The sequence below is a fragment of the Arthrobacter sp. BF1 genome, assembly GCF_056680215.1.
On record NZ_CM155271.1, the window covers coordinates 695,107 to 707,369 of the forward strand.

Consider the following 12,263-nt stretch of genomic DNA (forward strand, 5'->3'; position numbering starts at 1 on the left):
AGCCGCCACGTTCGGTGGCCTGTTTCCCTGCAGCCATTTAGACCTACCAGCAACGAAAGCTTGAAACCATGAAGAAACTCATTGCACCCATCGCCCTCGCCGCCCTCCTCGCCCTGACCGGCTGCGGCGAAGCAAGCACCGCACCGGCGGGTACTGCCGATTCCAAGGCCGCCGAAGCAGCGCCAAAGAAGGCCGCTGACCTTGCCGGAGCCTGGAAGCAAAGCAATCCCAACAGCGAAAAGTCCTACCAGCAGGCCACGATCACCGCCGACACGATGACCGTCGAATGGGTCACCGATGGCGGGAACACCACGTCCACGTACTGGGTCGGTACTTTCAAGGCTCCGACGGACGCGACCGAGCCTTACGCCGGGACCTCACAGCGGGACGTGGAGGCCACAAAGTCCGCCCTTCTTGCATCCAGTGACGCCAGCAAGGAGTTCACCTACAAGGACGGGACCATCAGCTACAAGGCCAGCGCGATGGGCACGACGACCACCGTGAACCTGAAGAAGAACTGACAGCAGCCCTGAAGCCCCGGCGAGCACGCGCTTGCCGGGGCTCCGTCGCAGGCTGGCACGTCCAAGCCAAGACTATTGGGCGGCAGCAACCGGTACCTGGTCATGCCCGCTGATCGGGTCCATGGGGGACTCGAGCGGATCAAACGGGCGGGCACTGGCCGCTGCCTCCAATAACTTGGGCTCGCGCCGGCGAAGCCAGCCGTCCAGGACGGCAATTCAGCCCAGATCTCTTGCTCCGCGAACGCCCAGATCTCCTGCTCTGCTCTGGCCGCGTTCTGGATCACAGTGATGGAGGATGGGCCGGCGCTTGCCCGTCGGGTCGAAGCGACTGTCCCCACGCTCGAGCTGTTCCAGGAGTGGGCAGAAAGTCACGGCTTCGCTGAACGGTGACACTGTCGATCCGTTTGAGCTTGGCTTGGCCGCTTTCATTCAAAACCGCTGCTCCCGCTCCGGCATGATCATTTCGAACGTCGGGCCCATCGGAGGTAGGACGCAATCGGGACGGGACACCATTGGCGCCCGCTTCAATGCCCCCGCGCTGGCGGACCGGATCCGCGCTGTTCACGCTCTGGGGGACCGGTTCAAAGTTTTCGCCGGCGACGGCATCGCCTTCCTGGAAGACCTGCCGAGCTCGGGAATCCAGGATGAGGTCTTCTGCTTCGTGGACCCTACATCGGGGTCGGCAACGACCTGTACGCCATCGGCATGGATGATGACCTGCACGAGCGTCTGGCTCATGCGTTGAACAAGCTGACCGCTCCATGGCTGCTCACCTATGACGCCCACCCGCAGATCCCGTTGCTGTACCCGGGCTCAGAGGTCGTCGAGTTCGACATCCCGCACACCGCCGGCAGTTCCCGGGTCGGAACCGAATATCTCGTACTGGGCCCCGGCATGGGGCTGCCTGCAGCCAACCCGCTCGGCAAGGGAAATATGCAGCTGCTGCTCGCCGCGTAGCGGGACGGAGGTCACATAGCATGGTTGTTGTCCAATCCGGCAGAAGATTAGCAATCAGCCCTTGTGTCTATGGGCTTTTTGGGCGGACCTTACAATCGGGGCCGCCTGCTTTTGCCTGTTACTTAACAATTCGTATACCCCATGGAGGGACATCCGCGATAACCCGCAGGAGACAAGGCGAGCGTTAATTTCGACATGAATTGTTAGCTTTGAGCAGGACTGGACTGGAGGAGTCACAATGCCGCCGAAGATTATCATCCAAGTGCTTGCGCGACCGCGCGGTTGTTGCAGCTGCAGGTTCCGCGGTTCGCAATAGGCGGGCACATAGAATTCCTTCCATGCGCGTCTTCGACATTGCCTTCAACTACCTGCTCGACACCACGCCTCCAGGAAAGGACCCGGACTCCCATAGTCCGCGGCTCAAGGCTGACCATCAGCTGCTCTGGAAGAAGGAGCTAAGCGAGGGGCAGTTGTTCGAACTGGCGGTCTCGGAAGTTCCCAAGGTGCGTCGGAAAAACTACCTGATGTTCGAGCAGACGCCCGACAAGTGTTTCACGGTCGGCAGTGACGCCATCACGAACTCCTACACCAGGTGGGGGAAGCCCAAGGCCTTGGTCGAGGCTAAGGCCGAGTTGAGTGAGGAGCAGAAGCGCTGCTATTTCGACCCGCCATACACGATCGGCAGCGCCATGATCTGGCCCGTCAGGACAATACACCTGCCCACCCTCAACACCGCCAGGGGAATGCGGATACGGATTGCGGACCGGATGGACCTGACTCTGGAATGCATCCGTCGCCACTACGCCAAGGAGCCAGGCAGCCCCCTCGCCGACGTCACCACTAACTATGGGGACTTCTTCGAACTCTTCTGCACGTTCGAGAAGTTCGTGGAGTTCTTCCACTTCCAGGATCTCGTGACGCCGGAGGGGAAGATCGTTTTCTTCCTCGACGAGGATGAGGACAAGGTCTTCACGCGCCTCGGCGTCCCGGTCACGAAGGACGAGTACATCAGGGTTCAGGAAGCCTCGCTGAAGTTCATAGCGCTGCGGGGCAACCGGATGGCCGACTGGGTCGAGGAGAACCACCGCGACATTGAGGTCCGACGGCAATAAACACCGCCGCCGGTCCCTGCCCGAGAACGCGAGAACAGGCGGCGAATCACGGCGCTCCGCGTGTCACAGCATCTAGGAGTCTCCCGAGGAGATCGGCCAGTTCGCCTTGCTGGCATCTCATCTGAGCAAGTGCTGCAATTCGGTTGCAGGAGAAGCCTCGAAGCGTGGTAGTTGTCTGCTCTATTCCAAGAACCGAGCAGGCGGAAAACTAGCCTGCTCCCGCGTCGAAATTAACAATTGTTAATGTGCGGAAAATCTATACGCGGAACTGTTAATCTTCGGGCGTACTGGACAGTTGTTGTCAGGCTGATAATAAAGCTGGTAGTGTCTTTATTGTCATAGTGACAACAACGAAACGGATTGACGATGACTACCCTGCTCGACTGGATGAACTCCGCAGCGATCCCCAACCTCCTCGGCAGCCCTGTCAGCTGGATCGAGGTTATCGGTTTCGTCACCGGCGCCGCCTGTGTCTACGGGGTCGCCCGGCAGAAGCTGTGGAACTGGCCCATCGGCATCCTGAACAACCTCGCGTTCATCATCCTGTTCCTCGGCGCCGGCCTCTACGGCGAAACCGTCCTGCAGGTCATCTTCGCCGCCGTCGCCGTCTACGGCTGGTATAACTGGGTCCGCGGCAACGCCGCCACCGACGGCAGGAACGACCTCCCCATTCGGGACGCCAACACCAAAGAGATCATCCTCGGGGTTGCCGCCACCCTCGTCGGCACCGCCGGGGTCGCCATGATCCTCACCCACGGCACCGACTCCCAGGTGCCCTGGCCGGACGCCTTCGTCCTGACCGCCTCCCTGGTCGCCACCTACGGGCAGGCCAAGAAGATCTTCCAGCACTGGTACGTCTGGATCCTCATCGACGTCGTCTCCATCCCGCTGTACTTCAGCCGAGGACTGGCCCTCACCGCCATCCTCTACATCGGCTTCCTCGCCCTGTGCATCTACGGCCTCATCGACTGGAAGCGCACCCGCCAGCTGGAAGCCCCGTCCGCCACCCCCGACACCGTCACGGCGGGAGCCTGAGATGTACAAGCAGTCCATGGTCATCGGCAAGTTCTACCCGCCGCACGCCGGCCATGCCCACCTGATCAACACCGCCGCCGCACAGTCCGAGAACGTCGCGGTCCTCGTCCTCGGCAACCGATTCGAATCCGTCACCGTTCCCGACCGGGCCAACTGGCTCGCCGCAGAGTTCGCCGACACCCCCGGAGTCAAGGTCATCGGGATGCGGAACGACTGCCCGGAGGATTACCACTCGGACGAAATCTGGAAGGCCCAGAACGAGCTCATGCGCCTGGCCCTGAAATCCCGCGGCGTGACAACCGTTGACGCGGTCTTCAGCTCCGAGGAGTACGGCGCCCAGCTGGCTGAGGCCTTCGAAGCCGAGCACGTCCTCGTGGACCAGTCCAGGACCACCTACCCGGTCAGCGGCACGCTCTGCCGGGATGACCTTGGGGCGGCCTGGCCGTACATCATCACCCCCGCCCGGCAGGAGCTCGCCACCCGCATCATCGTGGTCGGCGCAGAATCCACAGGCACCACCACCCTGGCGGAGGCCCTCACGAAGCACTACCGGCCCCGTTTCCCCCGGATCGCTGACGTCACCGAGTACGGCCGCGAATACACCTACGCGAAGTTCGGCGCCCTGCAGGCCGAAAAGCCGGACGCGCGGCTGACCGATATGGTCTGGACCGAGCAGGACTTCGGCCGGATCGGTGCCCGGCAGAACGCGATGGAGAACGCCGCAGCCGAGGCCTGCCCGCTGGTTATCGCCGACACCGACTCCCTGGCCACCACCTTGTGGGAGCGGTTCTACATCGGCGAACGCAGCTACGGGTCCTATGACGCAGCCAGCAAACTGCCCAAGCGTGACCTGTACCTGATCACCGATTATGAAGGTGTGGACTTTGAAGACGACGGCTGGCGCGAAGGCGAACACCGCCGGGCCGACATGACCGAATGGTTCAAGGAGACCCTGACCGAGGACGGCCACTCCTGGATCCTGGTCAGCGGCGACCACGACCGGCGCACGAAGACCGCCGTCGAAATCATTGACCTGATCCTCGCCCAGCGGAGCGAATTCACCTCCCCGCCCTGGGCCACCCGCACCGTCCTCGAAGGAGCCACCCGATGACCCCCGCGGCGAAGTCCGAGAAGGAATTCCTCGACACCTACAAGCCCAAGGACTACCCGTCCATCGCGCTGACCGCTGACCTGGTCGTCTTCGCCGTAACCGGGGGAGTGCTGCACACCGCCCTGGTCCGCCGCGGCGGCCACCCGTTCAAAGACATGATGGCGCTGCCAGGCGGGTTCGTCGGCCCCCAGGAATCAGCAGAGCAGGCAGCCTACCGAAAGCTTGCCGAAGAGACCGGCCTGGACCTCGGGCAGCTGCCGGTCCACGTCGAACAGCTGGCCACCTACACCGAACCGGATCGGGACCCCCGCATGCGGGTCGTCTCAGTCGCCCACCTGGCCCTGCTCGCCACCGACGGCCAGAGCCTGCCCGAAATCTCAGCCGGCACCGACGCCTCAGCAGCCGCGTGGCACCCCGTCCACGAGATCCTCGACGGCGGCGCCCTGGCGTTCGACCACGGCACCATCCTTCGGGACGGGCTGGAGCGGCTCGCCGGGAAGATGGAATACACGACCGTCGCGGCCCGGCTGCTGCCCGCCGAGTTCACCATGACGCAGCTGCGCACCGTGTACGAGGCGGTTTGGAACACCACGATGGCGGCCGGGAACTTCACCCGCAAGATGATGCCCCAACTGGAGGACACCGGGAGGAAGGCCAGGGCCGCCGCCGGGGCGCCCGCATCCCTGTTCACCGCCACCGACCGGCACATCCATCCGCCGCTCGCCAAGCCGCGTGTCGACTGAAGAGGGCCAGCGCCGCCACGCAGACATGAGAGATGCTCCCTGCGCCAACGCATAGCAGCGGCAGGATCGTTCCGGTTCGGGTGCATTGCGCAGCAGGCGGGGACAGATCCACTCGATCTGGCAATATATTGCCACTGGCAGCCGGTGAGCGTGGCGGCGGCCTCCGCACACATATGCGGTCTAACAGGCGCCGGTGACGTAGCCTCAGTATTCGGACCTGACCCCGGGGTGAGGCCGACCTGACCTGCGGCTATGTCACCGGGTTGATAAACTTCACAATTGAGCGGATAGACAAGAAGGGGGACGCAATGGGAACAAATCGGAGTGCAGGACGCAATCGGCTGAGTGCAGGAACAAGGCTCGTTGGTGTAGCCACTGCGCTGGCCTTCCTTACGGCCTGCGGAAGTGCGGTCGCGGAGAATCCCCCTGCCAACAGTTCCAAGGCACCTGCAACCTTGAGCGTCGCGGGATCTTCTGTCAATGGATTCGCGACGAAAAAAGTGCCGGCAGCGGATTCCCAGGGCAGGAAGTTCGTCAAGACCACTCTCGCTTCAGATGACCGCTTACTCACTTACCAGCCAGAGCAGGTAACCGAGCAAACATCGTCACTTTTCACCGTGGAGGAGATTTCTGCGGCACACAAAGTAGCGGTGGTGTACTTGGCGGACGAGATCACTGATTCAGTCCTCAAGGGCGACAACATCACCTAAGGGGACAAGGACCTGTGGTGGGCGTCAGTGAAGGACACCTTTGACCCGGACCAGGCCCAAGAGGTCATAGATGATTTAAGCGCTCCATTCACGGCTAAGGACGCCGCTGTCTACCAGAACCCCGAACGGGCGGCTAAGGGCTACAACCTTGAATATAGCGAGGACAACATCCAGCTTCTTTGCCGCCACATCGCACTCAACCGGGTCGTGTCCATGGAGCAGGACGGCAAAAGGTACGTCGGGTTCAATACCGACCTCTTCTTCGAACTCCCCGTCCTCAAGCAAGGGGAAAAAGCAGCAGAAAAAGTCACGGCGACCAGTCAAGTTGTTGTACGTCAAGTAACTCCCGGCGTCTGGAAAATTGCAGGTACGACTGTCTCTGTTGGTTCCGTTGAGTATTCCAAGTAACCGGCGCGGCCTCTAGGACGCCTGCGGCCTCGTCCCGGTCCAGTAGATCAGCTCGGTGACCGGATCGGTGAGGGATGTCGCTGGACGACGGCCAGCTGGCCCGCTTGGCCGCGGGTCGACAAAGCCCGTAACGCTCTGACCTGCACAAACACAAAGCAGTCCGGCTCGGTTACGCTAGGCGAGAGCCGGTATGTCCGGCGCATCATTGGGGGAACAATGCGCATCAAACTTGGGGCCGGACTCTGCCTCGCCATCCTTGCAGGGCCACTGCTGCTCAGTCCACCGGCCCACGCCGAAATCGTCTGTACGACCGCGCCTAACGGATCGCAAGTGTGCGGGGATAACGGCGTAGGGCCCGGAGGGGGCGGCAACAACTCCGGAGGTGGCAACGTAGGTGGCGCAGGGAGCGGTCCCGGGGCCGTCCCGCCACCACCCCCACCACCTGTCGCTGTTCCGGCACCGGCCCCCGCTCCAGCTGCTCCGGCTCCAGCACCAGCGGCGCCTGCACCAGCGGCCCCTGTAGTCCAGGCTCCCGCCGCACAGGCGCCTGCACCGGCAGCAAAGAACCAGGTTCAGGCCCCCGCACCAGCCGCACCGGCAGGATCCGTCGGACAGGTAAGCGCACCCGACGCCGGAACTCCCGCACAGGTCAACGCTGAAGGCGAAGCGACTCAGCAGGCAGCCGACCAACCCGCGGCAGCCAGTGATGGCGCATCGGTGGCCGCAGAGTCTTCGATGCCCTCCGCATCGCCGTCGGCCAGCTCCTCAGAATCGGCGTCCACGTCACCGACCGTGATCCGGGCCGACACCGCCTCCTCATCCACCGGCTTCCCGACCGAGTGGATTGTCGGGATCATCGCGGGCTTCCTGATCGCCGGACTCGCCGTGGCGTACTTCCTCATCATCCGCCCATGTAGCGGGCCCGCCGGATCAAGGGCGGCTCCCATGAATAGGCGCACCCTGGCGTCTTCTGCCGCACTGGCTGTCCTCGCCAGCAGCCTGTTGCTCAGCCCGGCCCGGGCGGCCGAGGTCTGCCAAATTGCACCGAACGGCGCGCAGTACTGCTTCGACAACGGCCAAGGGCCGGGTTCCGGCGAAGGAAGCGGCGTTGGTGGCGGAAACGTAGGCGGCGGAGGAAGTAGCCCGGGGGAGGTACCGCCACCACCACCCCCACCACCTGTCGTAGTGGCTCCTCCTGTTGTAGCGCCAGCTCCTGCCGCACCTGCACCTGTCCCTGCTGCTCCGGTTCCGGCGGCCCCTGTTCCCGCGCCTGGTACGGTGCACCTCGAGATTGTCCCGAAGTACCAGGCACCCGCGGGTCCCGCCCAGGTCATTCCCGTGCCAGGACAGAACGGGGTGCAGGCCCCGGCCGCAGAGGCTCCCGGGGCCCAAGCCGGCATCACCAATCCAGAGACCCCAGCAGGTGCAGCTGCGGTAGCTGAGGCCACAACCCCGCAGGCGAGAGACCAGACGGTGGCCGCCAGCGAGGCAGCGTCAGCCAGTGCCTCCGCGACGGCCTCGGAAACGGCGGCCAGCCTCGTCATCCACGCTGACACCACCTCGGCGTCGGCTGAAGCACCCACAGGGGTCGTCCTCATTTTGGCCACCGCGGGCACCCTGATAGCCGGACTTGCCGCGGCAGCGTACTGGTTCAGGCTTCGCCCCGGACAGACCGCACGGCGGAACGGCGGCAGCCACCATGCGTAAGCGGACAGCTGGGTCTGCCCTGGCTGTGGCTGCAGTGCTGGCAGCGTCCCTTTGGTCGGCTGGACCGGCGTCCGCGATTACCTGCCCGGCCGGCTACGTGCCCGTGTTCTTCAACGGGATCGAATCCTGCTCGCCGACCGGTACCGGGGGAGTATCGGGCGGCGGTTCGGGTTCAGTCGGAACCGGGCCAGGCACCATCAGTACACCCGGCCAGGCAGGGCCTGTCAACGGAGGCGGTATGGGGCCGGCACCGGCCCCACTCCCACAGGCCCCGGCTCCCGCTCCGGCCGCACCCTACATGGCGGCCGCCCCGGCGCCAGCACCTGCAGCACCAGCTCCTGCCGTCGTGCCTGCGGCTCCGATCCAGGGCCAGTACGTCCCGGCGAAGACCGCCCCGCACAACGGGACGGCGGCTCAGAACGGGACGACACCTCAGAGCGGGACCGGCAGCGTTTCCCTGACCACCGTGGAACAGGATGAAGCCCCTGAAGCCAATGCAGTCGAGGCCCCGCCAGAAACCGCGGTTGCCGTGGCCGACGCTGCATTCCAGCCTTCGGCGGCTCCCAATGCCACGCCGGAAGCTGTGGCCGGCGCCCCCGCGTCCACCGAGGCTGTGAATGGTGTCCAGACCTCGGATGCTGAGACCACGTTTGCCGGGTTCATCGCGGGCGCACTGGGTGTCCTCGTCATCGCCGCATGTTTCCTGTATTGGAGGAAAGGCCGCCTGGGCCAGAACCCCTCAGTATCGGAGGCATGAAATTGAAACGCATGGTTCGTTCCGGACGCGGCATGATGGCTGCCGTCGCCCTTGTCGGCGCTGCGACCATCGGTGCCGCTCCTGCGCACGCGACAACGTGCCCTGCCGGCCAGCACTGGAACGCCTGGGGTGACACGGGCTTCTGCATGCCGAATGCCAGCGGCGGCGGATCCGGCGGTGATGTGACGGTTGACCTGGGCGGCAAGCCAAACAATGAGGTGCCCATAGCGCCCACAATTCCGGTGCCGGTTGCCCCACCAGGGCCGGTGTATGTCCCGATCCCTGCAGCCCCCGCTCCACCGGCCGTAGTGCCACAGCTTCCTGCCGCACCAGTGGCACCGGCCCAGGTCGCCGGACCGGGCAGCAATGTCCAGACCCCAGTCCAAGGCGGAGGGACCGCCGCACCCGTCCAGGGCCAGTCCGTAGCTGTCGAAGCCCCGGCGGCCGATGCCGGTCAGCCCGGCCAGGTTGCCGACGGGCTCCCAGCCGACGTCGTGCCCGTCGAAGGTGCGCCCAGCCAGGCAGCGACAGTCGTCGAAACACCAGGACCGTCGGCACCGGCAACTCCCGAGGCTGCAGAGCTCGCCGGCGTCAACAACACTCCGGTGGTCATGGTTTCGCCGAGTGCCGTGCCGTTCGTCGCTGGCGGGTTGTTCCTGGCGGCTGCCCTGGCCGGAGGGTTCATTGTCTGGCGGCGCCGTACTCGTCAGCCCTGAGGCCTCCGGTGAAGGAGCTTCGGGCCACCGCACACATGGGCTCCATGGACGAAAAGACAAGGCGGAGCACATCCGTGCCGGCCGTTGGGCCGAGAGCCAACTCCAGAACCTCAATGGGGTCATCGCCTACATGGACGCTACGGCGGAGGAGTCATGGCGGGTCAAGACTGTCCGCTCGGCCGACGGAGCCACATACTGCTTCTTCGGGCACCTTTTCAACATGGGAGCCAACGACGCCGAAGGCAGCGCCCTGTGGAACACCTTCGAGAACCTCTGGTCGACGACCTATGGGATCTACGGGATCAACGACGGTGAGAGCAATACGTACACCCAGGCCACCCCGAAGCAGCGCGTCCTGGCCTACCTGCGTGACCTGCGGGACGGCAAGGCGCTGACCACTGAACAGTCCATGAAGGCGTGCTACCAGCACTACCTGGCCGAGGAAGCAGCCCAAACAGCAGCCGTCGCAGGCATCCCCGCATAGAGATATGAACCGGGACTGCCCGGACCGAGGGAAGCCGTCCGGCCAGGGCTCCCGGGAAGCATACTGACCGGCCTTGGTGGATGGTGCCACGGAATACCGGACACAGGACCATAGCGGTGCCCAGTCCGGAGCAGAGGTTCGGTGCTGCCACCGTGCTGATCTGCACACCACGCGCCTTGTTAGCTCATTTTGGTAGAGGGCGGCCCCAGCGACCGGAGGTGGCCAGTTCAAGCCTGGCTCGAGGATCGATTCGCGGCGCCGGGCCGCGGACCACTTCGCCTATCTGGCCTGTCGGCGTGTCTGCACACGTCTCGTTCACCTCGGACGTACTATTTTTGGCAGACGGGTTTACGAGTAACCGTTGGTGGAGCCCCCCCGACTGGGTCGGCTGCCAAGAAGGAGCACGGCTCTTACTGGTGTTTCACCCTTCACCCCTTTGACAGACACACGTCCTGGTTTCTGAGTCGGCAGGAATACCGGAGGACTACTGTGCCTGCTTCAAACAGCTCGCGACTCGCGAAACTGCTCGCTCACCACACGCTTCGGCATCAAGCGGGTTGCCCCCGCCCACGATCAACTCCTCATCGAGCTGGATCGGGGTTCAGACATCACGGATTTCGTTGTCAACGTCATGCCCGTCAACCCGGAGTTCCCTGAGGACCTCGACGCCGAGGTCAGCGGCATTCCCGGTCTCCGCGCCCGTAATCACCCCCTGGGTGTCAGTCTGTTCCGACTCGGCCAGGACGGAGAGATCATCGTCAAGGGCATCAGTGCCGACAAGTGGGAGGCCGCCCACATCGCCGGCTTCAGTGTGCCGCACGAGCATGTCCGCTGCGCGGCTACCGCCAGCCCGGCCAAGTGGACGGCGGCGGAACGGGACTTCGACGCCTGGCGCCGTCGGCGGTTCGGGGAAGGGGTCCTGCAGCGGGAGGCGGAGGACAACGTGCTGCAGAGCGCCATGCTCCGCGGATCGGCCTCATCAACAGGCTGGCGGTGGCCGGCGCGAACACTTGGAAGTCCCTCGACCAGAGCGGCGTCGTCATTGAAATACTCAGCGATGGCTCCAGTCCGGCCGACGATGCAACCTTCCTCAAGGAAATGACTTCCCCCATGCTGTCACCGCATCTCACAGTGAGGGGTGGGAGCGGTGGCCGTTATCAGTTCAGTACGACCAGGAATACTCGGATTCTGGAAATCCGGATGACGAGGGCCTGAGCGAGACAAGGCGGTCAGGAATTTCTTGGCCGCCCTATCCTGTAGCCGAGCGGCCGAAAACCCGTGGTGCGCAGACGAATCCGGCGTTGGCGCGGCCGCCGGCACACCGGGCGCGTAGTGGACAGCAGACCCCCACTGAAAGGCTCCCCATGCCCACGATTGAAACCCCTTACGAAGACCTCCTTGCCGAAGTGTTCGCCGCCGGCGCCGCCAAGGGTGACCGGACCGGAACCGGCACTACGAGCGTCTTCGGCCGCCAGATCCGCTTCGACCTGGCCCAATGCTTCCCGCCGATCTGGACCAAGAAGGTCCACTGGACGTCCGTGGCCTACGAACTGCTCTGGTTCCTCCGCGGCGACACCAACGTCCGCTGGCTCCAGGAGCGCGGCATCACCATCTGGGATTCCTGGGCCGACGAGAACGGCGACCTTGGACCCGTCTACGGTTCCCAGTGGCGTTCCTGGCCCACTCCGGACGGCGGCCAGATCGACCAGATCGCCAACGTCGTGGAATCCATCAAGAACAACCCGAACTCCCGCCGGCACATCGTGATTGCCTGGAACCCTAATGAGGTCGACAACATGGCGCTGCCTCCGTGCCACGCCCTCTTCCAGTTCTACGTCGCCCCCGGCACCGACGGCGCCCCCGGCAAGCTCTCCTGCCAGCTGCACCAGCGCTCCGCGGACATGTTCCTCGGCGTGCCCTTCAATATTGCGTCCTAAGCGCTGCTTCGAAATCGTCGGCTACGACCCGCACCCCGTCATCAAGGCGCCGGTCGCGGTCTGAC

14 protein-coding genes and 1 pseudogene are annotated in these 12,263 nt (G+C 64.2%); 13 read left to right on the forward strand and 2 right to left on the reverse strand.

Annotation, left to right across the window (positions count from 1 at the left end):
* The first annotated feature begins 68 nt into the window (after positions 1-68).
* The 8 genes from AC1MCD_RS03350 to AC1MCD_RS03385 all read left to right on the forward strand — a co-directional run bounded on the left by AC1MCD_RS03350 (position 69) and on the right by AC1MCD_RS03385 (position 6,597).
* On the forward strand, positions 69-521 hold the full coding sequence (locus AC1MCD_RS03350; RefSeq protein ID WP_498675843.1) for a hypothetical protein: 453 nt from the start codon (positions 69-71) through the stop codon (positions 519-521).
* Positions 522-1,226: 705 nt separating this feature from the next.
* The gene (locus tag AC1MCD_RS03355; RefSeq protein WP_498675845.1) at positions 1,227-1,478 is read left to right on the forward strand and encodes a hypothetical protein; all 252 of its coding nucleotides are present in this window, start codon (positions 1,227-1,229) and stop codon (positions 1,476-1,478) included.
* Positions 1,479-1,816: 338 nt separating this feature from the next.
* A complete protein-coding gene (locus AC1MCD_RS03360) occupies positions 1,817-2,590 on the forward strand; it encodes a DUF6994 family protein (RefSeq protein ID WP_498675847.1) in 774 nt (257 codons plus the stop codon).
* A gap of 366 nt (positions 2,591-2,956) precedes the next feature.
* Complete coding sequence (gene pnuC, locus AC1MCD_RS03365) at positions 2,957-3,625, forward strand: nicotinamide riboside transporter PnuC (RefSeq protein WP_498675849.1); 669 nt, start codon at positions 2,957-2,959, stop codon at positions 3,623-3,625.
* A gap of 1 nt (position 3,626) precedes the next feature.
* Complete coding sequence (locus AC1MCD_RS03370) at positions 3,627-4,736, forward strand: AAA family ATPase (protein WP_498675851.1); 1,110 nt, start codon at positions 3,627-3,629, stop codon at positions 4,734-4,736.
* The gene (locus tag AC1MCD_RS03375) at positions 4,733-5,479 is read left to right on the forward strand and encodes an NUDIX hydrolase (RefSeq protein ID WP_498675854.1); all 747 of its coding nucleotides are present in this window, start codon (positions 4,733-4,735) and stop codon (positions 5,477-5,479) included. Before AC1MCD_RS03370 ends, AC1MCD_RS03375 begins: the two co-directional genes overlap by 4 nt.
* A gap of 455 nt (positions 5,480-5,934) precedes the next feature.
* A complete protein-coding gene (locus tag AC1MCD_RS03380) occupies positions 5,935-6,189 on the forward strand; it encodes a hypothetical protein (protein WP_498675856.1) in 255 nt (84 codons plus the stop codon).
* 27 nt (positions 6,190-6,216) lie between these two features.
* Positions 6,217-6,597, forward strand: a complete 381-nt coding sequence (locus AC1MCD_RS03385; RefSeq protein WP_498675858.1) for a hypothetical protein — start codon at positions 6,217-6,219, stop codon at positions 6,595-6,597.
* Positions 6,598-7,268: 671 nt separating this feature from the next.
* On the opposite strand, the gene AC1MCD_RS03390 is transcribed toward AC1MCD_RS03385, so the two are convergent.
* On the reverse strand, positions 7,269-7,454 hold the full coding sequence (locus AC1MCD_RS03390; protein WP_498675860.1) for a hypothetical protein: 186 nt from the start codon (positions 7,452-7,454) through the stop codon (positions 7,269-7,271).
* Positions 7,455-7,542: 88 nt separating this feature from the next.
* On the opposite strand from AC1MCD_RS03390, the gene AC1MCD_RS03395 reads away from it, so the two are divergent.
* The 4 genes from AC1MCD_RS03395 to AC1MCD_RS03410 are packed head-to-tail and all read left to right on the forward strand — an operon-like array spanning position 7,543 to position 10,261.
* Positions 7,543-8,304: a hypothetical protein gene (locus AC1MCD_RS03395; RefSeq protein ID WP_498675862.1), complete on the forward strand. Its 762-nt coding sequence runs from the start codon at positions 7,543-7,545 to the stop codon at positions 8,302-8,304.
* Positions 8,297-9,061, forward strand: coding sequence for a hypothetical protein (locus AC1MCD_RS03400; protein ID WP_498675865.1), 765 nt, complete (start codon positions 8,297-8,299; stop codon positions 9,059-9,061). The genes AC1MCD_RS03395 and AC1MCD_RS03400 overlap by 8 nt, the downstream gene beginning before the upstream one ends.
* On the forward strand, positions 9,058-9,777 hold the full coding sequence (locus AC1MCD_RS03405) for a hypothetical protein (RefSeq protein ID WP_498675867.1): 720 nt from the start codon (positions 9,058-9,060) through the stop codon (positions 9,775-9,777). The genes AC1MCD_RS03400 and AC1MCD_RS03405 overlap by 4 nt, the downstream gene beginning before the upstream one ends.
* A complete protein-coding gene (locus tag AC1MCD_RS03410) occupies positions 9,746-10,261 on the forward strand; it encodes a hypothetical protein (protein WP_498675868.1) in 516 nt (171 codons plus the stop codon). The genes AC1MCD_RS03405 and AC1MCD_RS03410 overlap by 32 nt, the downstream gene beginning before the upstream one ends.
* A gap of 601 nt (positions 10,262-10,862) precedes the next feature.
* Here the strand turns inward: AC1MCD_RS03410 and AC1MCD_RS03415 are convergent.
* Positions 10,863-11,081: a hypothetical protein gene (locus tag AC1MCD_RS03415; protein ID WP_498675870.1), complete on the reverse strand. Its 219-nt coding sequence runs from the start codon at positions 11,079-11,081 to the stop codon at positions 10,863-10,865.
* A gap of 544 nt (positions 11,082-11,625) precedes the next feature.
* Between AC1MCD_RS03415 and thyA the strand changes: the two are divergent.
* Positions 11,626-12,195: pseudogene (gene thyA / locus AC1MCD_RS03420) on the forward strand (thymidylate synthase); the annotation flags it as partial.
* Between the last annotated feature and the right edge of the window lie 68 nt (positions 12,196-12,263).

Excerpts from the sequence above, each read along its gene's own strand:
- AC1MCD_RS03395 (WP_498675862.1), top strand. The coding sequence starts at position 7,543 with ATGAATAGGCGCACCCTGGCGTCTTCTGCCGCACTGGCTGTCCTCGCC.
- AC1MCD_RS03370 (WP_498675851.1), top strand. The coding sequence starts at position 3,627 with ATGTACAAGCAGTCCATGGTCATCGGCAAGTTCTACCCGCCGCACGCC.
- AC1MCD_RS03405 (WP_498675867.1), top strand. The coding sequence starts at position 9,058 with ATGAAATTGAAACGCATGGTTCGTTCCGGACGCGGCATGATGGCTGCC.
- AC1MCD_RS03360 (WP_498675847.1), top strand. The coding sequence starts at position 1,817 with ATGCGCGTCTTCGACATTGCCTTCAACTACCTGCTCGACACCACGCCT.
- AC1MCD_RS03400 (WP_498675865.1), top strand. The coding sequence starts at position 8,297 with ATGCGTAAGCGGACAGCTGGGTCTGCCCTGGCTGTGGCTGCAGTGCTG.
- pnuC (WP_498675849.1), top strand. The coding sequence starts at position 2,957 with ATGACTACCCTGCTCGACTGGATGAACTCCGCAGCGATCCCCAACCTC.
- AC1MCD_RS03375 (WP_498675854.1), top strand. The coding sequence starts at position 4,733 with ATGACCCCCGCGGCGAAGTCCGAGAAGGAATTCCTCGACACCTACAAG.
- AC1MCD_RS03390 (WP_498675860.1), bottom strand. The coding sequence starts at position 7,454 with ATGATCCCGACAATCCACTCGGTCGGGAAGCCGGTGGATGAGGAGGCG.
- AC1MCD_RS03350 (WP_498675843.1), top strand. The coding sequence starts at position 69 with ATGAAGAAACTCATTGCACCCATCGCCCTCGCCGCCCTCCTCGCCCTG.
- AC1MCD_RS03355 (WP_498675845.1), top strand. The coding sequence starts at position 1,227 with ATGGATGATGACCTGCACGAGCGTCTGGCTCATGCGTTGAACAAGCTG.